Here is a 20,695-nt window from a genome sequence, read left to right as displayed (position 1 = left end):
ACCAAATTGAAATGAAGCCGGGAGCGTGGCGAACGTTGAACGGAGATATCGTACTGGTTGCTCTAATCATTATCGGATTGATAGGCCGTTCTCCGATCATTGCGACGGCGGCGTGCTTTTTGCTGATCATCAAGCTCGTCCATTTGCAGCGGTTTTTGCCTTCGATCGAGCGGCGGGGCCTCGAGCTCGGGCTGCTTTTCCTGACGATGGCCGTGCTCGTGCCGTTCGCGTCCGGCCGCGTGCAGGTAAAGGACGTCATCAGTCCGTTCACGACCTGGACAGGCTGGGTGGCGCTGATCGGCGGGGCGCTCGCGACCTACTTGAACGCCAAAGGGCTCGATTTGCTCAAAATCGATCCCCAATTGATCGTGGGGCTTGTCATCGGCTCCATTTTCGGCATCATCTTCTTGCGCGGCATCCCCGTCGGTCCGCTCATGGCGGCCGGCCTCACCGCTTTGTTCCTGAAGCTGTTCCAATTTTTCGCGGAAAAATAGCGGCCACGGCACGCTGTACTTAACGTTCCGCGATATCCGAGCTGCCGTCGTTTTCGCCTGAATCCGGATCGAAAAAAGCCCCTCGAGACGTTGGCCTCGGAGGGGCTTGCTCATGCCGTCGCCCATTAACGGCGTTCCTGCGGGCCGCCGACGAAGGCGGTCGTCGCCGCATCGAGACCGTAGGCGGTGTGAAGCGCGCGCACGACCTCCTGCAGCGAATCCGCGGAAATGACGCACGAGCATTTGATTTCCGACGTGCTGACCATCTTAATGCTGACGCCGAGGCCGGCGATCACTTCGAACATTTTGGCCGCGACTCCGGGATTGGACACCATGCCCGCTCCGACGATGGACACTTTTACGAGCCCCTCTTCGAACGTCGCTTCGCGGTACGGGACGTTTTCGCGGATGTTTTCGATCACTTGAATCGCTTTGGCCCGATCGCCGGTCGAGACCGAAAAGGCGAAATCGGCCTTGCCGTCCTGCACGCCGCTTTGCACGATGATGTCCACGTCGATGCCTTCGGACGCCAGCGCGCCGAATACGTTGGCAAGCACGCCGGGAACGTCTTCCACTCCCAAAATGCTGATTCTCGCCACGTTTTTGTCGAATGCGATGCCGCTTACGACGACTCCTTGCTCCATTGCCGCTTCCTCCCTCACCAACGTGCCTTCGTTCTGCGTGAAGCTGGATCTTACGACCAGGTTCACTTTGTTGTGCTTTGCGTATTCCACGGCGCGGGGATGAAGCACGGCAGCCCCCAAGTGCGCCAGTTCGAGCATTTCGTCATAGGAAATTACATCCAGCTTGCGCGCGTTTTTGACGATGCGCGGGTCGGTGGAATAAATGCCGTCGACGTCGGTATAGATTTCGCAAACGTCCGCTTCGAGCGCCGCGGCCAAAGCGACGGCCGTCGTATCGGAGCCGCCGCGCCCCAGCGTCGTGATCTCGCCGTCTTCGGTCATCCCCTGGAAGCCCGCCACGATGACGATTTCCCCCTGATCGAGCGCCGCGTGAACCCGGGTAGGCTTAATGTCCAAAATTCGCGCCTTTCCGTGAACGGCCTCGGTAACGAAGCCCGCCTGCCAGCCCGTGAAGGATTTGGCCGCGTGCCCGAGTTTATGAATGGTCATCGCCAGCAGCGCAACGGAGATCTGCTCGCCGGTCGTCAGCAGCATATCCATTTCCCGCGCGGGCGGCGAATCGTTTAATTCCTTCGATTTGTCGATCAAGTCGTCCGTCGTGTCTCCCATGGCGGAAACGACGACGACGACGCGGTGGTCCTGCAGCTTTTTATCCACGATCCGCTGCGCCACTCGCTGCATCCGTTCCGTCGTGCCCACGGAACTGCCGCCGAATTTCATTACGAATAACGACAACTCGCCTTCACTCCTCAAAAAGACATCAGTTGCATACAGCAGTATATTATAGCATAAGTTCAAATGCCCATAAATGAAAAAAAATCCTTGCTTCGCGGCGCGCGCGGCGCGGGAAGCAAGGATCGGCCCGGCCGTCAGGCGCGGGAAATGTATTTGCCTTCGCGGGTGTCGATCAGCAGCACGTCGCCTTCGTTGATGAAAAGCGGCACTTGAACGTTGAGCCCGGTTTCGAGCTTGGCGTTCTTCGTCGCGCCGGTCGCCGTGTTGCCCTTGATGCCCGGCTCGGTTTCGACGACCTTCAGATCGACGTTGTTGGGCAAGTTGATGCCGATGATTTCGCCTTGGTAGCTGGCGATGTTGACGGTCATGTTTTCTTTCAGGAAATTGATTTCCCACTCGAGCTGCTTCTTGTCGAGGGTAAATTGGTCGTACGTTTCGTTGTCCATGAACGTATACTCGTTGCCCGAGTTGTACAGGTATTGCACGGCGCGGTTTTCCACGTGGGCGCGCGCTACGTTTTCGCCTGCGCGGAACGTTTTTTCGATGACGTTGCCGTTGCGCAGATTTTTCAGCTTGGAGCGGACGAAGGCCGCGCCTTTGCCGGGCTTGACGTGCTGGAAGTCGATAACCGTGCACAAATCGCCATCCACTTCGATCGTCAGACCGGTTTTGAAGTCGTTAACCGAAATCACTGTAAAAATTCCCTCCTGTGGAAACGTGCTCCCCTAATCCAGAACGATAAGCTCCTTCGGGGAATGTGTAAGTATTTTAATCCCGGTATCGGTAACGACGACATCGTCTTCGATCCGAACGCCTCCGAAGCCGGGCACGTAAATGCCGGGTTCGACGGTGACAATCATGCCGGGGGTTAAAACCGTATCGTCCGTTCGGGACAGCCGGGGAGATTCGTGAATCTCCATGCCGAGCCCGTGTCCGGTGCCATGTCCGAAATGGTCACCATAACCATACCTCGTGATGATATCTCTCGTCAAGGCGTCTCCTTCCTTGCCGGTGAGGCCGGGACGGAGATGCTCGAGCGCGTAAAGCTGGGCTTCGAGCACGATATCGTAAATTTCCTTCTGCTTGTCGGAAGGCTGACCGACGACGACGGTGCGGGTCAGGTCGGAGCAATAGCCTTTGTAATAGGCTCCGAAATCGAGGGTGACGAATTCGCCCTTCCCGATGACGCGGTCGCTCGCGACGCCATGAGGCAGCGCCGACCGCGGGCCCGATGCGACGATCGTATCGAAGGATGTCGAGGTCGCGCCGTGCTTCCTCATAAAAAATTCCAGCTCCAGCGCGACGGCCGCCTCGGTCGCGCCGGGCTTGATGAAATTCAAAATATGGGCAAACGCCCGGTCCGCCAAGTCGGCCGCTTCCTGGATGACGGCGACCTCCTGCTCGTCCTTGACGATGCGGAGCTGCTCCAGAATCGCCCCCGCCGCCGCGATTTCGGCCGGCTTCAGCTTGTCTTTCATCGCCGCATAGGCGGCGAAGGATACGTGTTTGTCTTCGAAGAGCAGGCGCGCGACGCCCCACTGGCCGAGCAACTCCGCGACCGTCTCGTAGACGTCCGGGGCGTGCTCCACGATTTCGAAGCCGACGGCCTGCATCGGCGCCTGGTCGCGATAGCGGAAATCGGTCAGCAGCGCGGCTTTGTCGCTTGTTACGAGCACGACGCCCGAAGTTCCCGTGAACCCCGTCAAGTAGCGCCGGTTGACGGCGTTCGTGACCAGGATCGCCTCTTCCCCTTTGTCCTTGAGCAAGGCGCGAAGCCTGGCTACCCGCGTATTCGGCATCTCGTTTCCCCCATTCGATTTAATGAGCGATTCCCAAATGTTCGCACAAGGCGAGCAGGCCCAATTCGTAGCCGTACGCGCCGAAGCCGGCGATTTGCCCGAGCGCGACCGGGGCCGTCAGCGAAACGTGACGGAACGCTTCCCGCTTGTGAATATTCGAAATGTGCACTTCCACGACCGGCAGCCCGACGGCGGCGAGGCCGTCGCGCAACGCATAGCTCGTGTGCGTATAAGCTCCCGGATTGATGATGATTCCGTCGTGCTTGCCGAATGCGGCATGGATTTCGTCGAGCAGCGCCCCTTCGTGATTCGACTGAAAAAACGCCAGCCCGACGCCCAGCTTGGCGCCGAGCTCGCGCAGCTTCGCCTCGATCTCTTGCAGCGTTCCCGAACCGTAAATGCCGGGTTCGCGGACGCCGAGCATATTGAGATTCGGCCCGTTTAGCACCAGAATGCTGGACATGTCCGTTCTCCTCCGATTATGTAGTCCGCTCCGATTCACTCGCTTATTTTATCATAACCGGAGGAGCGGCGACCAGCGGAATTACGAAAAGGACGGCTCGCGCCCGGATTGGGGGTTTCCTTTTTCGTCCGGCTCCCGGCCCGCTTCGTCGTGATATTCGAACGCGATGCTGTAGCCGATGAACAAGCCCCATGCCACATAAATGCACAATTCGGAAATCAGGCTCTTCCAGCCGATCTCGCGCGCCGGGAGCGTGGCCCCGCTCATCGGGCCGACCGCGAAAAACAGCGCGGCCCACCATGCCGCCCCGTAAACGATACCCGGCCACGGCCCCCGCAACGCTCTCAGCAAGAGCCAATAGACGAAACCGGCCAACGCCGACATCAGCATAAACAGCAGCAGCCCGCCCCATTGCCAGTACCAGTGGCCCAGCGCGGCTCTGCGAACCCACGGATCGGCCAAAAAAGCTTGCGGAACGTCGGTGAATTTCAGGGCGACGACAAGCCAGCGTATCAACCCCCAGATGAATCCCGCGTACAGTCCGATGAGCGTCGAGTAGACCGCCGGGTGAAGCGAACGGGGCTTTTCGGCGCTCTTGCGCGCCTCGCTATTGCCTCCGTCGGTGCGTTCCTTTCTAGTCGGATCGCGATCGTCCGCCATTTTCGCGCCCCCTTCGAGCTTTTTTTCCGTTAGTATGGACCGGCGGACGCCGGCATAACCGGAAAAGCGAACGCGCCCGTTTCCTGTGGCATTGATTCGGGTTATCCTGTAAAATAAAGCATAGCTTGATAAAGCGCATCGAAAACAAAGAAGGTGAAGAGCGTTGGCACAGCAACCGGTTACCGCTTACGGAGGACAGGCCGTGATCGAAGGCGTCATGTTTCAGGGCAAACACGTGAACGTCACCGCCGTTCGCCGCAAAAACCAGGAGATCGATTTTTACGAAGTACCCCGAGGTGCTACGCCGAATATCGTAAAGTGGTTAAAAAAAATCCCGTTCGTCCGCGGCGTGGTCGGCCTGATCGAATCGTCGGCGAAGGGGTCCCAGCATTTGAACTTTTCCGCCGAAGCGTATGCGGAAGACGAAACGACGCCGGAGGATGCGGCCAAATCCTCCAAGGAAAAGGAAAAATGGAGCCTTACGATGGTGCTGGGAGTCGCCGTCGTCGGCGTCCTTTCGTTCGTTTTCGGAAAGCTGATTTTCACATCGGTTCCCGCGTTTTTGGAAAGCCTGTTATTCGAGTGGGCTTTCGACAACAAGATTGCGCATAATATTCTCGAAGGCGTGATCAAAATTGCGCTGCTCCTGTTCTATCTCTGGATCATCTCCAAGACGCCCATGATCAAGCGTCTGTTCCAGTATCACGGAGCCGAGCACAAAGTCATCACGGCGTACGAGGCCGAGCTCGAGCTCACCGTCGAAAACGTCCAAAAAATGAGCCGGCTGCATTATCGCTGCGGCAGCAGCTTTATTATTTTTACGGTCATCGTCGGCGTCGTCATTTATTCCTTCCCGATCTTCACTTGGGAGACGATCTGGGACCGCATCTGGATCCGCATCGCCTTGCTCCCGGTCGTGCTCGGCGTTTCCTACGAAGTGCTCAGACTGACCAACGCGGTTCGCGACATTCCGGTGCTGCGGTTTCTCGGATATCCGGGCCTGTGGCTTCAACTGCTGACGACGAAGGAACCTTCCGACGACCAGGTCGCGGTGTCCATCGCTTCCTTTAACCGTATGAGAGAGCTGGAACGCCAATATAATCCTGTATAAAGGTGCGCGCATGAGCCGATCCGCGACACCATATCACAAGGAGTGATCGCATGCGCAAACGTTTCGGTCCCATTCATTTTTTCCTGTTGGCCCTCATGCTCATCGGGCTGACGAGCTGGCTGCTCAACGGGCTGAATTCGCGCCAGCTGCTCACTCCGCTAATCATCGTCGCCATCGTCTTCCTGCTCTACAAGTTTCCGCCTTCCCGCTGGTCATCCAAAAGGTCGGAAAAAGCGCGTTACCGCGAGGCGGCGATGAGAAGCCAGCGGAGGCATGCGAGCCGCCCGACGGGCAAAACGAAACGCAAATCGTTTCCGTTCAAAGTGATCGAAGGCAGCAAAAACCGCGACGACGAACCTCGACCGCCCTATCATTGAAACCAAAAGCCGATCTATCGTGCAGCGGCAGCGCTGACGAACGGATCGGCTTTTGCATTTGTTCATCTGGCGGAAAAACGGATTAGAACGCCCCCGGCCCGCTCTTCCTGCGGCGAGCCGCGGCTTCCGGCCGGCCGCAGCATTCCGGTTTTGCGGTCCCACTGCTCGAAAAACCGTTCTCCCGCGGCGAGGCCGGACAGATACAGCCGCTCGCTCTCCTCGGCCGACAGATGAAAATCGGTCGTCCCGATGCCGAGCGTCGGAATTTTGATCGTCCGGATCGCATTGTACCGCTCGATATAGCGCTCGTCGTGCGCGCTCAGCATCGTTTCGAACATCGCCTGAAGCATCGACAACGGACCGCCGATCGTTCTGGGCTTGGCCTCGCTCCGCCCGACCATCTGAAAGCCGATGACCGGCCGCCCGTTTTCCTCGGCTTCCCGATCGAACAGCCACAGCGGAAAATTGCTCAGCAACCCCCCGTCCACGACGCATACCGTCCGAACCGCCTTCGCTATTCGCCGCCGCCTTCTCTCTCCCGTCCCCTCGGGTCTTAGCGGAAGCAGCACCGGCTCGAAAAAAAACGGAATGCTCGCGCTCATCCGCACCGCCCGCGCCACTTCGAACCGCTCCGGATCGAGCCCGTATTCGGAAAGATCGTCCGGCAGCACCATCAGCCGGCCGTTCGTGATGTCGGAGGCGACGATTTTCAGCTTCCCCTTTTCCAGATCGCCGAACGTGACGACCCCCTTTTGCCGCAGCAGGTTGCGAATCCATCGCTCGAGCGCGTCGCCGGAATACAGCCCCTTTTTGAACAGCAGCCTTAAAGCCGGCCCGACCAGAGGCAGGGCGAACGCTTTCGATCTTCGCAAAAAAGAGGCGAACGGCGCGGATTCGATGATGAGCTTCATCTCCGCGGCGGTGTAACCGGTTGCGACAAGCGAAGCGACGATGCTTCCGGAAGACGTTCCCGCCACGCGATCCAGTTCCACCCCGTTCAGCTCGGCGGCACGCACCGCGCCGACAAGCGAGATCCCCTTGACGCCCCCTCCTTCAAATACACCGTTTGCTTTTATCCGTCTCCCCCCCCCCCGTCGCCAGTCTCCCGAAATCCAGCTTATGCGGCGGGCGGCGAGATGGGACTGCGAAACCGTGGGCAGGTCTTTAAAAAACAAAAAGCGGCTCCGAGGGGCGCGCTCTTTGCCTTGTTATTCGGTATCCAATTCCGCCTGAATGCGCCGCAGTTCGGCGACGCGATTTTCGTCCCGGCGAAAATATTCGACCAGCGTTTCGATGCATGTTATGGAGTCCCAGCTCAAATGGTGCTCGATTCCTTCGACATCGCGGTAAATATTTTCTTCCTGCACGCCGATCGTCTGAAGGAACGATTCGAGAAGATGATGACGATCCACTAGCCGCTTGCCGATCTTTTTGCCCTTGTTCGTCAGAACGAGTCCGCGATACTTTTCGTAAATCAGGTAATTGTCCTTGTCCAGCTTCTGGATCATCTTCGTCACCGAGGATGGATGCACTTCCAATCCTTCGGCTATGTCCGAAACGCGCGCATACCCCTTCTCGTCGATCAGACGGTAAATGCGTTCCAAATAATCTTCCATGCTTGGGGTCGGCACCGCGTAGTCCCCTTTCCGACGTTTTGCTCTTAAGTATCATACACCGGAGCGGGGGGAAGGGGCAAGCTCGACAAGCGCCGAATCCCCGTCCCCGGCGTATGGAAGCCGCATTTTAGAAGCACACTTTGTTCTACGGAAGGAGGAGATTAAACGTTGAGCACCGATATAAACACGTCCCGCCGAACGCCGAAGGAAACCGCGATTTTCGTGCCGGAGCTCGTTTATTTCGAGCCTGCCGCGCTCGACTATCCGAAAGGCAAGCGGATTTGGGAATGGGTCAAAGAACGCGGCCTGCCGCACCGGACGACCTCGTCGCACAACCGGATTACCGGCCTGCCCGGCGAAACGGAGCTGGAGCAGTACAAAATCGCGAAACGAACGCTGGTCGTAGGCGTCCGCAAAACGCTGAAGTTCGATACGTCGTTGCCATCGGCGGAATATGCGCTGCCTCTTTCCACCGGCTGTATGGGGCACTGCCATTATTGTTACTTGCAGACGACGCTCGGCGCAAAGCCTTACGTGAGGGTTTACGTCAACACGGAGGAAATATTGGGAGCGGCCCGAAGCTATATCGAAGAGCGGGCTCCCGAAATCACCCGCTTCGAGGCTGCGTGCACGTCCGATCCGGTCGGGCTCGAACATATAACCGGATCGCTCGCGGAAACGATCGAATTCATGGCGAAGCAGCCGCTGGGACGGCTCCGGTTCGTGACGAAATACCACCATGTCGATCCGCTTCTCGGTTTGACCCACAACGGACGCACGCGAATCCGTTTCAGCGTCAATTCGGATTACGTCATCCGGAACTTCGAACCGGCGACGTCCCGCTTCGAGGAGCGCATCCGGGCGGCCGGCCGCATCGCAAGAACCGGCTACCCGCTAGGCTTCATCATCGCTCCGATTATTTGGTATGACGGCTGGGAAAACGGATACGCGGAATTGCTCGAGAGGCTCGCGGCCGAGCTGCCCCCCGAAGCGAACGACGATCTCACGTTCGAGCTTATTCAGCACAGGTTTACGAAGACGGCGAAATCGACGATCGAAAAGCGATATCCGAAAACGAAGCTGGAAATGGACGAGGCGATTCGGAAGAAAAAATGGGGCCGCTACGGCCGGCACAAATACGTGTATCCCGACGAGAAGGCCGAAGCGTTGAGAGAATATTTAACCGAGCGGATTTTCGCTGCGTTTCCCGCCGCGAAAATCGAATATTTTACCTGACGGCGGCGGCTAGAACAGCATCCATTCCGGCGTAATGCTGTTGAGCCAGATCGTAATGTAAGTCATTCGGTCGGTAAACAGCAACACGCCCATGACGAGCATCAAAGCCCCGCCGATCTTCATCAGCCGTCCCGAATAGCGAACAATCCACTTCGTCGAACCGATAAAAAAGGCAAGCACGAAAAACGGCACGCCGAAACCGAGCGAGTATGCGGCGGTCATTTGCAGCCACGTGCCCGGCTGACTTCCGGCGAGCAGCAAAATCGAGGACAGAATCGGGCCGACGCAGGGCGACCAGCCGGCCGAAAAGCCGACGCCGAAGATGAACGAGCCCAAATAGCCGGCCGGCCGCCAGCTGACGTTCATCTTGCGTTCCTTCATCAGGAGGCGCGGCTGAAAAATGCCGAGCAGGAACAGCCCCATCAGCACGATCAAAATCGCCGAAATCTGGCGGATCAAATCCTGGTATTCGCGAAATGCCGCCGCGAACGCGTTGGCCGTATAGCTGAGCGTAAAAAAGACGAGCGAAAAACCCAATATGAAAAAGAACGTATGGGACATCGTTTTCAGCCGCACTTCGCGGCTCGTGTCGGTTTTCAGCTCCGTGACGGATATGCCGGTAATATAAGATAAGTACGAGGGATAAAGAGGCAAGCAGCAGGGAGATATAAACGAGGCGATCCCCCCGGCGAATGCGATCCCGATGTTCAATTCGTTCAAGCCGACCTCTCCTTTGCCTAGAGTCCGCAGCCGTTCCCCTGCACGCTGATTTTACCTATTGTCGGCAAAACGAGCAACGCCGGTCGTGTAGGAGTATAGCCGCCGCCGCATAGGATGTCAAGCGGCAAGGGACCGATTCGCCGGCGGACGAGAGTCCGCGGGAAGGATCGGTCCCTTTGTTCGGTTCAGCCGGAATTCGTCCCGGGCTTTTATTTGACGATCGCGCCGTTCGGCATGCCTTCCGGCACGGTGGCGAGCGTAAGCTTCTCGCCCTCCGAGGCAGCGAGGATCATGCCGTGCGACCATTCCCCGCGCAGCTTGACCGCCTTCAGGTTCGTCACGCAAATCACCTTGCGTCCGACGAGTTCCTCCGGCTTGTAATGCTTTGCGATGCCCGAGACGACCTGCCGCGTTTCGAAGCCGAGATCGAGCTGAAGCTTCAGCAGCTTGTCGGCTTTCGGCACCGGCTCGCACGCGACGACCTGCGCCACGCGCAGCTCGACCTTCGCGAAATCGTCGATCCCGATTTCGTCCTTGCGGTCCGCCGGCGGCGCTGCGGGCTCCGCTGCCGGTGCCGGGGCCGCTTCGGCGGCCGGGGCGGCCTTGGCGCCGCCTCCCATCGCCCCGGCGATCCAGGCGATCTCTTCGGCCATTTCGAGACGCGGGAACAGCGGTTCGCCCTTGGCGACGCGCGTGCCGGACGGGATTCCTCCGCCGAAATCGCTCAGGCTGTCCCAAGCCGTCGCCTGCCCCTCCGCAAGTCCGAGCTGCTCCCATATTTTGCGCGGAGTATGCGTAAGGAACGGCTGCAGGAGGATGGATACGATCCGCAGGCTTTCCGCCAGGTGCGCCATGACCGACGCCAGTTCCGGTTTCGCCGCTTCGTCCTTCGCCAGCGCCCAGGGCTTCGTTTCGTCGATATATTTGTTCGTCCGTCCGACCAATCCCCAGATGGCCGCGAGCGCGACGGAAAACTCCATCTCTTCCATCGCCGCTTCCACCTTCGCCACCGTCTCCGCCGCCGCTTGCTCAAGCTCGCCGTCGAAGGCTGTTGTTTTGCCGGCGTAGTCCGGCACGATGCCTTCGAAATATTTTTCGACCATGGCGACCGTCCGGTTCAGCAAGTTGCCCAAATCGTTCGCCAGATCGTAATTGATCCGCTCGACGAAGTTGTCGGGCGTGAACGTGCCGTCAGCGCCGAACGGCACCTCGCGCAGCAGGTAGTAGCGGAGCGCGTCGAGGCCGTAGCGGTCGATCAGCGTCACCGGATCGACGACGTTGCCTTTGGATTTGGACATTTTGCCGTCCTTCATGAGCAGCCAGCCGTGCGCGAACACTTTTTTCGGCAGCGGCAGCCCGAGCGCCATCAGCATGATCGGCCAGTAAATCGTATGGAAGCGGACGATTTCCTTGCCGACCAGGTGGACATCGGCCGGCCAGAACGTCCGGTACAGCTCGTCGTCCTCCGAGCCGTAGCCGAGCGCCGTGATGTAGTTGGACAAGGCGTCGATCCAGACGTAGACGACGTGCTTCGGATCCCCTTTGACGGGCACGCCCCAGTCGAACGTCGTCCGCGACACGGCCAGGTCCTCGAGCCCCGGCTTGATGAAGTTGTTGATCATTTCGTTTCGCCGCGATTCCGGCTGGATAAAGCCCGGATTTTCCTCGTAATACTTCAGCAGCCTGTCGGCGTATTTGCTCATCCGGAAAAAATAGCTTTCTTCCTTGACCAGCTCGACCGGATGGCCGCTGTCCGGACTTTTCGCGGCGACGATGTCGCCCTGCTCGTTGCGCTGGATGTCCACCAATTGCGTTTCGGTATAATACGTTTCGTCCGGAATGCTGTACCAGCCTTCGTACTCGCCTTTGTAAATATCGCCCTGGCGAAGCAGCTGGTCGAAAATTCGCTGCACGACATCCTTGTGCCTGGGCTCGGTCGTCCGAATGAAATCGTCGTTCGAAATTTCCAGCTTCCGCCACAGCTCCTGAATGCCGGACACGATTCCGTCAACGAACTCCTGCGGCGTTTTCCCGGCTTCCGCGGCTTTCCGCTGGATTTTTTGCCCGTGCTCGTCGGTTCCGGTCAAATACCGCACCCGGTACCCTCGCAAGCGCTTGTAACGCGCCATGGCGTCGCCCGCGACGGTCGTGTAGGCATGCCCGATGTGCAGCTTGTCGCTCGGATAATAAATCGGAGTCGTTAGGTAATACGTCTTCCTGTCATCCGTCATGAAACGTTCATCTCCTTTGAAATCGGTCGATCGCCGGGGCCCCGGAAAACACAAAAGCCCCCGTCCGCATGGGACGGGAGCGCGCGCTCACGTGGTACCACCCAATTTCCCCCAACGCCTTGCAGAAGCATACGGGGCTCGTGCCTGCCGAACCGATCGGCAGTCCGTTAACGCCGGAACCGCGTCGCCCCCTTACCGCGCCCCGGCCGAATACGGCCGCGCGGCTCGAAAGCGATTCCTCCAGGACCATTTTCCGCAGGCGTCGTGCGCCGGTTCCCAGCTGCTCCGGCTCTCTGTGGCAGACCGCTCAGTCGTACTTATCCCTTCGACGGAAATATGCAAGTTATGCTATTGGCCCCAATATACCGAACTCGGAACCCGAATGTCAAGCGGTTACGGCGTGTTGCCCGTCGCGGAAGACCGCGATCCGCCCTTCGGAGGGACGGGATCGATGCCGCCGGGGTGAAACGGATGGCATTTGCAGATTCTCTTGACGCTTAGCCACGTTCCTTTGACCGCGCCGTGGGTTTCCAGCGCTTCCAGCGCGTACTGGGAACAGGTCGGATAAAACCGGCAAGTGGGCGGCTTCAAGGGCGAAATGAACTTCCGGTAAAAGACGACAGGTGCTTGCAAAGCCCGGCGCATCATTTCTCCCGCCTCCTCTCTATCCGCAGTTTCGTTTTTATTCATCATGAACCATCGGACTCGGCAAAGTCAATGCCGCGACCGGCGAAACGGATTTCGGGCAAGCGGGCGGCCGCCCGCAACGACGACAAAGCCGCCCCTCGACGGGCGGCTTTGAAAACGAAACGCGGCACGATTATTTGATCGGAATAAAGAGCAAATTCATCGGCAGATAAGAGCCGAGCGCCGTAATGAACGAGATTTCGACGACTTCGTCGTAAGGCCCCGTCCGGTACAGAACGGCGGCTTCGTTCGGATTTTTGAGCATGCTGTTGTTCGCTACGATAACGTCCGTCCCGTTGATCTGGAACGCCCCCGAATATTCGCCCCCGCGGCCGTTGGCCGCGATCAGCGTATTCGCTTTGACCGTTACGACCGTGTGATAGACGACGCCGTAGTTGCCCCAGTTGTTCTCGTAGACGCCGTTCAGCATGTCGCGGCCGATGAGCGACGGGTCGTGATTGTTGTCTCCGAACAAAATGCGCTGCGGCTCGGTGCCGAGCACCGTCGAAATTTGGAAGTCGCGGTCCGCGCCGAAAAACGTCCCGCGAATATGCTTCGTATCGCGATTGAGGACGGGAAGCGTCGGCAGCGCCTCAAGCGGCTCGCGGTTTTCCTTGATGGCGACCAGCGTAAATTTCACCGAAGCCGAGGTGCTGAGATCCGCGTACGCGGAATAGGTTTGGCCGGGTTTGAGAACGGAGCTTCCGATCTCCGGGATCATCACTCTCGTTTCGCCCGGAGCGAGCGTCGTCGTCGAGGACTCCCCGATTTTCGCGGAATCCAAATACCGGATCGCCGCCTGCTTGCCCGTCCACGAGCCGTAAATGTCCGGCCCCGCCTTGCCGAACGCTCCCGTGTTGACGAGCACCGGGTAGTCGTTTTCATTGGTCGCGATCAAATAAATTTTCATGCGGTCCGCGGATTTGTTCATATGGTACAGGAACAGCCGGAAATCCCCGTTCATCGTGTCGCGGTACAGGACGCCTTCCCGGTCCATCTCCTCCGGGCTGTTGGAAGCGATCAGCGTACGGTCGGAAACGTTGTACGTGTACGGAACGGCGGCAAAGCTCAGCACGGATTGCCCGTCGATCGGATACTTGTCGCCGGCCGGCGTAAACCGTTGGTAGAACTGCTCCTCGGTATACATGACTTCATCGGTGACCGTAATGGTCTTCACATCCTGGGACATCAGCCCGTGCCGGTCCGTTACCCAAAGCGAGATCGTCTTTTCGCCGGGGGTGAAAAAGGCCGCTTTGTTGTTGTCCCAGGCGGTTTCCGCGATCGCGTTCTCATCGTCGGTGGACAAATCGGTATACTTGATCGGTTCGCCGATTTTGTAGACGGTTTTGTCCGTCGTGAAGGAGGCGACCGGGGGCTGGTTTTCCGGGAGGACGGTAATCGTCACCGAATACGGTTCGCTCCAGTTGCCTTCGTAGTCTTGGACGGATCTCGTTACGGTATAAATGCCCGGCTCGGCGAAGACCGGCTGATTGCCTTCCCAATGCTCTCCCGCGATATTTTCCGGGTTGTCGGATTCGCTCGTATAGTTGACCGTCGTCTGGTTCGCGTAAATGACGTCCGGGGTCACCTTGAAATTGGCGGTCGGCGCCGTGCTCCAGGCAAGCGTCAATTGACCTTGGGACGCCGAAAGCGTCGAGCCCGTCGCGTTCGCCCAGGCGCGGACCGGAATCATCGTCGAGCCGTTGCTTGCGTAGGGCTTGCCGGCGGCGCTTTTCGCTTCGCCGTTGATTTTGTAAGTGGTCGAGCCCGCTTTGAACCGGATTTCCGTGTCGTTCAGCTTCGCGACGGATTCCTTGGTGACGCTGTCGTAACTGACTTTGTACCCGTAGCGCGCCGCCATCATGCTGAACGCGGCGTACGTGACGCCGGCCTTGATGACGGTCGGTTGGGCGGCCGTGTATGTAGTTCCGTTGAACGATACGTCCGTTGTGTCCGTGTAAAGAATTAGCGTATTTCCTCCGGCAGCGGCGCCTTCGGCCCCGGCAAGCGGAACGGCCGACAGGGCCAGCGATGCCGAAACAAGCAGGGAAAGCATTTTCTTCTTCATAATCCGCAATAACTCCTTTGGTTCGATTCGATGGCGATAACGAATAGGCATTAAAAAAGAAACGTTGTTGATGTAGACGAACGAACCCGCAAAAAGTTGCGATGCCGGCCGGAAAGAAAAATCCGCCAGCAGACTCTGGCAATCTTCTTCTATCGAATGTCTTTCAGCCTTCCGCCCTTCCCCGCGCGCACATGAAAGAAGCCCTCCGGCTTGGCAATAGCCGGAAAGCTCCGGACAGCGCCGCCCGTCCATAGGCATTCGGACCCGGGCGGGAAATCCCCGTCAGGCGAACCAGCGGTCCACGACGAGGACCATGACGACAAACGACAACGCCGAGCCCGCAAGGTAAAGTCCGCCCCGACGGTTGCGTTTTTGAAAAAAGCTGACCACGCCCAGACTCAGCAACGAGCCGACAAGCAGGATAAACAAAACTCCCGTTACGAAAAGCCCGAACGAAACATAGGATACGTCCGTTATTTCCACTATTCCGATCCTCCCTGGCACGTCTTCGGTCCGTCCCGGCCCATGCTCCCGTCGCGGACGCCTTAAGCTCGATTATAACGGTTCATTCGCGGATGAACAATTCCACTTCGTCGCGTTGCGGCGGGCGCCGCCGGAACCGCACCTGCAGCTTTCCCTCATTCCAGTCGGCCTTTCCGGATCGCGGCAGAACGAGCGCGGGCAATTTTACCGCATGTTTCCGGCCGTTCGGCAGTCCGGTCAATTTGACCCGGTCCGGGGCGGCGAACAAACGAACGTCTTTGAGGGCGGCATTCGCGGGCAGCCAAATTCGAACCGTCACAAATTTGTCGTTTTTCGACACATCCGTCCGCAGCGTTTCTTTTTTTTCCATTCCGGTTCCCGCGTTCGTGCCCGTTCCCGCGTCCGCGCCCGTTCGCGCTTTCCGCAACACCGATTGGATATAGTCGTTCAGCCACGAGCCGTCATTGGCTTTGTCCCATTGTTCGGCCAGCTTCCAGGGCAAATCTTTTCCGAGCCACTTTTGGATTTCCTTAAAATCCGGGAGCGGGCCGCTATCAAAAAAGGAACTCATCGTCTTCCCTCCAAACGCGGAGCCTCCAGTCATCCTATGCCCGGCTCGACGTCTCCGTTCCAGACTGCTTGTCCATGAACCCATGGGCATTCGCCTTCATACAATGCAGCATGATCCCTGCAAAGGAGTCGTTGCGCCCATGCCATCCATCGTCGGAGCCGTTAAAATTTTGAGCGTCGGCTCGGGAGCGATCGTGCAGTTCGGGGATAACCTGCAAAACAGCCCGTCCAGCAATTCCAAGTCGTACGCGGGGGCCGGATCGTTCGTCACCGGCGACCTGTCGCGGACGAACAACGCCATCAGCGCAACCAATACGAATGACGAGGACATTCAGGACTCCAGCGAAAATACGGTCGGCGGAAACAGCGGTGTCGCAACATGATCCAGTGGAATGTTCATCAGCAAATCACGATTCAGCAGCTGCGCGTGGATGCCGTCACGAACTCCTCGGTTTTGCAAATCGGCAGCGCGGGCAGCATTCAATCGCTTTCGCAGCTGTACAATACGGGCGGATATACCGGCCCTGCCGCTCCGTTGGGCGAAGCGGGCGAGGGGGCGCAGGAGATTTCGTTCGTCCCGCTTCCGAATCCAAGCTAGCGACAGCGAGCTTTTGACAGCGTCGGGTCAGGAGATCAGTGGGGGGCAAAGGAGGAAGGAACATGACGAACTTTTGGTACGGCCCCTCCCCCGCCCAATGGCAAGCGTGCGTTCAGCATATCCGCAATCTGGAGCAGCGGCTGGAGGAGCTTCGCAATCAGCTTCAAGCCATGCAAAACGAAATGCAGGAGCTGAAAAAAACGCCGCCGGTCCATGTGGAGTATCATTTCGATCAATTGAAAGTTTCCCGGCTGGACGGAACGCTGAACATCGGGTTATCGCCCCAGGGCATGCAAGCCCCGGAATCGTTCGACGTATCGGCGCCCGGCATGTGGACGGCGCCCGCAAACGGAGGCGACGCGGAGGACGAACAAATCCGCGCCCTGCAGAGAGAAGCCGCTACTTACATGGACAGCGAGGCGCCGGCGATGCTCGACGAACTATCGGATCGCATGGGAGTTCCGCTTGACGGCGCGCACCGGAAATTGATCGTGAAAGACATCAAGTCGCAACTGAATCCGAGGGTCCATTATTACGCGAAAAACGTTCGGTATCCCGCAAACGGAACCGATGCGGAGAAGCAAGGCTGGAAGGATTCGGTCATGCAAAAAACGAAACGCGATATCGAAGCGGCGATATCCGCCTATTTGAACGGGATGAATGGAAAAAGCGAAAGCAAGGGGGATGAGACGGAATGACGCCAAGCATGGAAATGAACGTGCGAAACGGTCCGGTGACGGTCGGATCGATCCGCGTCGTCGGCATTTCCAGTTCCTCCTCGCTGCTAGTCGGGGATACCGAATCGCTGACGCTGTACTCCTATTTCGACACGCCGCCCGAATCCGTCATCGTCGGCCCTCTCGCGCCGCTGCCCGCGCTCCCCGAAGAGGAAACCGAATGATCGCGTGCCGCACCTCGGTCGTCAAGCGCGTCTTCGTCAACACCGTCTCGCAGGCGGGAATCGTCCAATTCGGAGATACGAAACGGCAGTCGGATCAGCGCAACCGGGGTATTGCCGTTCAGCGGGCCGTGCCGAATTTCGAAGGCGACGAAGTGAAGTTTGCTTCTTACCCGCTTTTTTTCCTGCCGCGGCCCAAGCCCGGCGAACCGCTTGACGTCGCCGTTACGACCGCATCGGATGACGGGGCGATTCGCGTCGGCCGCGTTTCCGTGCTTGGCGTCTCCACGTCCTCCATCTTTCGCGTAGGGTGCGGGGGACCTCATGACGCGTTGGCGCGCGTTTTGCACATCCGGCATTTCAACGACCGGGTCATCCGCTGATTTTCGAAGCAAGGACGTTCCGACCGGTGCAAACGCACAGGTCGCCGTCCGCCTGCCGCATATGCTGACATTGTGATACGCCATCACACACACTAATGCGGGAGGTTATCGCTATGGGTTACCCGGTTGCAGGAGCAGGTTACGGCCAAGGATATGGCGGCATGGGAGCAGCTGCATTCGCCCTCGTTCTGTTTATTTTGCTCGTCATCATCCTTCGCGCCTGCTGGTAAGCGGCTCATCATAATCCGTCCGTTCGACGGCCGACAGCCTTGCCGAATGCATCCGGCAAGGCTGTCGGCCGTCGTCGTTTTCAACCCGTTCCCGCTCCTCCGGGCGTGATGTGGCACAGCTTGAGCGATAATTGCAGTTGAAGCCGGTCCTCCGGATCGTCCAACGAAATGCCGAGAATGTTCTGAATTTTCTCGAGCCGGTAGACGACCGTGTTGTAGTGCGCGTACAACTTCTCCGACGTCAGCTTAATGTTGCCGTTGCAGCGGAAAAACATCTCCAGCGTTTCCACGAGCCGTCCCCCGCCGCGCTTGTCGGCATGCTGAAGCGGAATCGAAAAGCGCTGCAAAAATTGATCCCGTTCCTCGCTCGAAGGAATCAAATAAAGCAGGGAATAGACGCCAAGCCGGTCGTAAGTCACGATATTCCCGTCCAGTCCGCAAACGTCCGCCGCCTGCCTCGCCCTCCTGGCCTGGGACAAGCTTGCCGACAGCTGTTCCGGACGTTCCGCCGGGCGGCCCGCGAACAATCGAAGGCTTTCTTCCCCGAGAAGCTGCCGCAATTCGTCATGCAGCCGCTGCAGCACGCCCGATTCCGTTATATCGGCTCGCGCTTCGAGCCGGCCCGTATCGGGCACCGGCACGATCAGCACCAGGTCGGCTCCGACCGGCGCCGACAAGACGGAATCCGCCGCCTGCAGGCGTTCCGAGCGAATTTTCCGCGCCATTTCCCTAAGCTTCTCCTGGGACTGCTCCCCTTCGCCGAATCCCGCGAGCACGGCGCACAACGGCGTCTCCTCCGGCAGCGAGCAGCCGCACACCTCCGCCCGAAGCTTCCAGTCTTGCTCGGAAACGAGCTTGCCCGACAGCCAATCCTGGAGAAACTGGTCGACGTACTTCCCCTCCACCTCGCGAACCGCCTCCACGTTCGCCAGTTCGAGACCCGTCAGCGACGCGAGCCGGTCGACCGTCACGACGTCAAGCGGCTGAATTTCCCGGTTGCGTTCCAAAAGCACGAGGCATGCCGGCTTGAAGCGGCTGGCCGGCACCGGACTCGCGTATACCCGGCAGACATTCTGCATCAGCGTAAAGCCGCCGCTTGACAGCTTCCCGGCATGACGGCCCGCCAGCATTTGCACGAAGGGCCATACTTCGACCGCATCGGCGCTTCGCAAGCTTTCGGAAAGCCATGGCTTATCCTGATCCCTGACGATTGCAACGGGATTGCCGAGCATATTTTCCATCGCGTCCAAAAAGGCATACAGCCCGTTTCCGTCCAGAAGCAGGCGTGTCATATGGTGAATTCGGCCCTGCAATTCGGTCAACTGAACCGATTCCTGCGCGAGCAGCCGTTCCATGACCGATCGAACCAAATCCGAAAAGGACAAGGCGTACGGCAATTCGACGATCGGCAATCCATGTATGGCCGCTTCCTCGGCGACTTCCTTCGGCAGCTCGCCGGAAGGGCGATCCGGTTTGAACCCGATGGCGGCGCAACCGCGTTGAACGAGGTCCGGGATCATCTGCCGGAAACGGTCCGACTGTTCGCGCAGCATCGCTCCGCCGGCAAGAAGCAGCTCGCCCATGCGAACCCGAGGCGAGACGTCCGCCGTTTCCAGCAAGCTGATCCGGGTAATCGCGGCGGATACGCCCCTTTCCCCGGCGATTAGCTTCGCCTGCTTAAGCAGCGGCAGCATGAGCAATTCTTTGACGGTCAACGAGGCATGTTCCGGTTTGCTGCCGGATGCGGTTTCCTTTCGAGGCATTGCGGCCATCCCTGTCCCTCCTGTGCGTGCATAGACCCAGTTTTAAATAAACCGACACACTAGCTCCCCCCAGCGCTTCGATTTCTCTGTGTCATTAATCGTAACACAAAAACGGGATATTCTTTTTTTCTCTATCTTAATGTAATATTTTATAACATATTTGTTGAAATGTCTTCAAAATATTGCGCATAAGCCGGTATAAATTTCGGAATCGCAACAAAAAAAAACCGGCCACCCCAAAGGGTGACCGGAAATGACGTTACGATATCTATCGTTTACGCCGGCTCTGCGGCGTTTCCGCAGCTCGGACAGAACCTGGCCTCCGCCGCCAACGGTTCGCCGCACCGGGCGCAACGTTTCTCCGTCTCGACGGAAAGGACTTCCTGCGCCGGCCCGGCATCGGCCGGCTCGATCTCGTCTTCGCGCGCTTCTTCCAAGGGGAGCGCGGCCTGCTCCCGCTCCGGCGACGCGTCGACCACTTCGGCGGCCGCATGAACCGGCTCTTCGAATTTCCGCCCGCACGCCGGGCAAAACTTCGTGTCGAACTCGACTTTCTGTCCGCATTCGCACTCCTTTTCGTTGCGGAGCTCGCGAATGCGGTCTTCGAGCGCGCTTATTTCCCTGCGGATGCCTACGATCGCCTCGCAGATCGGGATGATCGACTGCTCCGCCTTGGACAGATCCTTCTCGAGGTAGGCGCCGAACACCGCCTCGCCGATCGCGGCCTGTTTCTTGTCGATTTCTTTTCGTTTGTTGGCGATTTGCGTATGCAGCTTTGTAATTTCAACCGTTTGCTGAGCCTTTTCCGTCGCGGTGGATACCCCTTTGCTCACGGTTTCGGTAATTTTTTTGAATATGCTCATCGTGAACGCCTCCTAGCTTTTTCTTATTATCTCATACGAAAGCCCGCTCGTCATGGTTCCGCAAGC

At 58.3% G+C, this 20,695-nt stretch carries 25 protein-coding genes; 10 read left to right on the top strand and 15 right to left on the bottom strand.

The genetic code is table 11. The features are described 5' to 3' along the window. Nucleotides 1-35: 35 nt before the first annotated feature. Complete coding sequence (locus tag B7E11_RS20750; protein WP_080840921.1) at nucleotides 36-494, top strand: DUF441 domain-containing protein; 459 nt, start codon at nucleotides 36-38, stop codon at nucleotides 492-494. A 125-nt stretch (nucleotides 495-619) separates the two neighbouring features. On the opposite strand, the gene B7E11_RS20745 is transcribed toward B7E11_RS20750, so the two are convergent. The 5 genes from B7E11_RS20745 to B7E11_RS20725 all read right to left on the bottom strand — a co-directional run bounded on the left by B7E11_RS20745 (nucleotide 620) and on the right by B7E11_RS20725 (nucleotide 4,795). Then, the gene (locus B7E11_RS20745; RefSeq protein WP_080838331.1) at nucleotides 620-1,873 is read right to left on the bottom strand and encodes an aspartate kinase; all 1,254 of its coding nucleotides are present in this window, start codon (nucleotides 1,871-1,873) and stop codon (nucleotides 620-622) included. A 134-nt stretch (nucleotides 1,874-2,007) separates the two neighbouring features. After that, the gene (efp, locus tag B7E11_RS20740) at nucleotides 2,008-2,565 is read right to left on the bottom strand and encodes an elongation factor P (protein WP_080838328.1); all 558 of its coding nucleotides are present in this window, start codon (nucleotides 2,563-2,565) and stop codon (nucleotides 2,008-2,010) included. 33 nt (nucleotides 2,566-2,598) lie between these two features. After that, nucleotides 2,599-3,672: a M24 family metallopeptidase gene (locus B7E11_RS20735; RefSeq protein ID WP_080838325.1), complete on the bottom strand. Its 1,074-nt coding sequence runs from the start codon at nucleotides 3,670-3,672 to the stop codon at nucleotides 2,599-2,601. A gap of 19 nt (nucleotides 3,673-3,691) precedes the next feature. After that, nucleotides 3,692-4,135: a type II 3-dehydroquinate dehydratase gene (aroQ, locus tag B7E11_RS20730; RefSeq protein WP_080838322.1), complete on the bottom strand. Its 444-nt coding sequence runs from the start codon at nucleotides 4,133-4,135 to the stop codon at nucleotides 3,692-3,694. A gap of 81 nt (nucleotides 4,136-4,216) precedes the next feature. Continuing rightward, entirely contained in the window at nucleotides 4,217-4,795 is a 579-nt protein-coding gene (locus B7E11_RS20725) for a YqhR family membrane protein (RefSeq protein ID WP_080838320.1), read from the bottom strand. Nucleotides 4,796-5,012: 217 nt separating this feature from the next. Here B7E11_RS20725 and B7E11_RS20720 point away from each other — a divergent pair, with 217 nt between their 5' ends. Both B7E11_RS20720 and B7E11_RS20715 read left to right on the top strand, forming a co-directional pair. After that, on the top strand, nucleotides 5,013-5,906 hold the full coding sequence (locus tag B7E11_RS20720) for a DUF1385 domain-containing protein (protein ID WP_080840920.1): 894 nt from the start codon (nucleotides 5,013-5,015) through the stop codon (nucleotides 5,904-5,906). Nucleotides 5,907-5,956: 50 nt separating this feature from the next. Next, a complete protein-coding gene (locus B7E11_RS20715) occupies nucleotides 5,957-6,283 on the top strand; it encodes a hypothetical protein (protein ID WP_080838318.1) in 327 nt (108 codons plus the stop codon). A gap of 62 nt (nucleotides 6,284-6,345) precedes the next feature. On the opposite strand, the gene B7E11_RS20710 is transcribed toward B7E11_RS20715, so the two are convergent. After that, nucleotides 6,346-7,359, bottom strand: a complete 1,014-nt coding sequence (locus B7E11_RS20710) for a patatin-like phospholipase family protein (protein ID WP_080840919.1) — start codon at nucleotides 7,357-7,359, stop codon at nucleotides 6,346-6,348. Between the two features lie 132 nt (nucleotides 7,360-7,491). Next, the gene (gene mntR / locus B7E11_RS20705) at nucleotides 7,492-7,914 is read right to left on the bottom strand and encodes a transcriptional regulator MntR (RefSeq protein ID WP_080838315.1); all 423 of its coding nucleotides are present in this window, start codon (nucleotides 7,912-7,914) and stop codon (nucleotides 7,492-7,494) included. A gap of 165 nt (nucleotides 7,915-8,079) precedes the next feature. Between mntR and splB the strand changes: the two genes are divergently transcribed. Then, nucleotides 8,080-9,135 (top strand): spore photoproduct lyase, encoded by a 1,056-nt coding sequence (gene splB / locus B7E11_RS20700; protein WP_176220950.1) that lies wholly within the window; start codon nucleotides 8,080-8,082, stop codon nucleotides 9,133-9,135. A 9-nt stretch (nucleotides 9,136-9,144) separates the two neighbouring features. On the opposite strand, the gene B7E11_RS20695 is transcribed toward splB, so the two are convergent. From B7E11_RS20695 to B7E11_RS20665, 6 genes are all read right to left on the bottom strand, one after another. Further along, nucleotides 9,145-9,855, bottom strand: coding sequence for a cytochrome c biogenesis CcdA family protein (locus B7E11_RS20695; RefSeq protein WP_080838308.1), 711 nt, complete (start codon nucleotides 9,853-9,855; stop codon nucleotides 9,145-9,147). A gap of 209 nt (nucleotides 9,856-10,064) precedes the next feature. After that, entirely contained in the window at nucleotides 10,065-12,086 is a 2,022-nt protein-coding gene (metG, locus tag B7E11_RS20690; RefSeq protein ID WP_080838305.1) for a methionine--tRNA ligase, read from the bottom strand. Nucleotides 12,087-12,479: 393 nt separating this feature from the next. Further along, nucleotides 12,480-12,731 (bottom strand): membrane protein insertion efficiency factor YidD, encoded by a 252-nt coding sequence (yidD, locus tag B7E11_RS20680; protein WP_205433093.1) that lies wholly within the window; start codon nucleotides 12,729-12,731, stop codon nucleotides 12,480-12,482. A 175-nt stretch (nucleotides 12,732-12,906) separates the two neighbouring features. After that, nucleotides 12,907-14,841, bottom strand: coding sequence for a copper amine oxidase N-terminal domain-containing protein (locus B7E11_RS20675; protein WP_176220840.1), 1,935 nt, complete (start codon nucleotides 14,839-14,841; stop codon nucleotides 12,907-12,909). 282 nt (nucleotides 14,842-15,123) lie between these two features. Further along, a complete protein-coding gene (locus tag B7E11_RS20670; protein WP_080838297.1) occupies nucleotides 15,124-15,324 on the bottom strand; it encodes a hypothetical protein in 201 nt (66 codons plus the stop codon). Between the two features lie 82 nt (nucleotides 15,325-15,406). Further along, complete coding sequence (locus tag B7E11_RS20665; protein ID WP_080838294.1) at nucleotides 15,407-15,895, bottom strand: hypothetical protein; 489 nt, start codon at nucleotides 15,893-15,895, stop codon at nucleotides 15,407-15,409. A 139-nt stretch (nucleotides 15,896-16,034) separates the two neighbouring features. Between B7E11_RS20665 and B7E11_RS20660 the strand changes: the two genes are divergently transcribed. From B7E11_RS20660 to B7E11_RS20640, 6 genes are all read left to right on the top strand, one after another. Further along, nucleotides 16,035-16,277, top strand: a complete 243-nt coding sequence (locus B7E11_RS20660; protein ID WP_080838292.1) for a spore germination protein — start codon at nucleotides 16,035-16,037, stop codon at nucleotides 16,275-16,277. Next, nucleotides 16,277-16,492 (top strand): spore germination protein GerPB, encoded by a 216-nt coding sequence (locus tag B7E11_RS20655; RefSeq protein WP_139787363.1) that lies wholly within the window; start codon nucleotides 16,277-16,279, stop codon nucleotides 16,490-16,492. The genes B7E11_RS20660 and B7E11_RS20655 overlap by 1 nt, the downstream gene beginning before the upstream one ends. A 62-nt stretch (nucleotides 16,493-16,554) precedes the next feature. Continuing rightward, nucleotides 16,555-17,190 carry a spore germination protein GerPC gene (gene gerPC / locus B7E11_RS20650; protein ID WP_080838287.1) on the top strand — a complete coding sequence of 212 codons (636 nt, stop codon included), beginning with the start codon at nucleotides 16,555-16,557 and terminating at the stop codon, nucleotides 17,188-17,190. Beyond that, nucleotides 17,187-17,393: a spore gernimation protein GerPD gene (locus tag B7E11_RS29140; protein ID WP_275901487.1), complete on the top strand. Its 207-nt coding sequence runs from the start codon at nucleotides 17,187-17,189 to the stop codon at nucleotides 17,391-17,393. Before gerPC ends, B7E11_RS29140 begins: the two co-directional genes overlap by 4 nt. Next, nucleotides 17,390-17,773, top strand: coding sequence for a spore germination protein GerPE (locus B7E11_RS29135; protein WP_139787268.1), 384 nt, complete (start codon nucleotides 17,390-17,392; stop codon nucleotides 17,771-17,773). Before B7E11_RS29140 ends, B7E11_RS29135 begins: the two co-directional genes overlap by 4 nt. A 113-nt stretch (nucleotides 17,774-17,886) precedes the next feature. Beyond that, a complete protein-coding gene (locus tag B7E11_RS20640; protein ID WP_080838281.1) occupies nucleotides 17,887-18,003 on the top strand; it encodes a sporulation protein YjcZ in 117 nt (38 codons plus the stop codon). Nucleotides 18,004-18,083: 80 nt separating this feature from the next. On the opposite strand, the gene B7E11_RS20635 is transcribed toward B7E11_RS20640, so the two are convergent. Continuing rightward, nucleotides 18,084-19,775 carry a PucR family transcriptional regulator gene (locus B7E11_RS20635; protein ID WP_080838278.1) on the bottom strand — a complete coding sequence of 564 codons (1,692 nt, stop codon included), beginning with the start codon at nucleotides 19,773-19,775 and terminating at the stop codon, nucleotides 18,084-18,086. A gap of 266 nt (nucleotides 19,776-20,041) precedes the next feature. After that, nucleotides 20,042-20,629, bottom strand: coding sequence for a zinc ribbon domain-containing protein (locus B7E11_RS20630; protein ID WP_080838275.1), 588 nt, complete (start codon nucleotides 20,627-20,629; stop codon nucleotides 20,042-20,044). Between the last annotated feature and the right edge of the window lie 66 nt (nucleotides 20,630-20,695).

The sequence above is a fragment of the Cohnella massiliensis genome (assembly GCF_900169535.1).
GTDB lineage: Bacteria > Bacillota > Bacilli > Paenibacillales > Paenibacillaceae > Cohnella > Cohnella algarum.
Note: the sequence above shows the minus strand (reverse complement) of the source record. Positions and strands in the feature narration are given on the sequence as shown.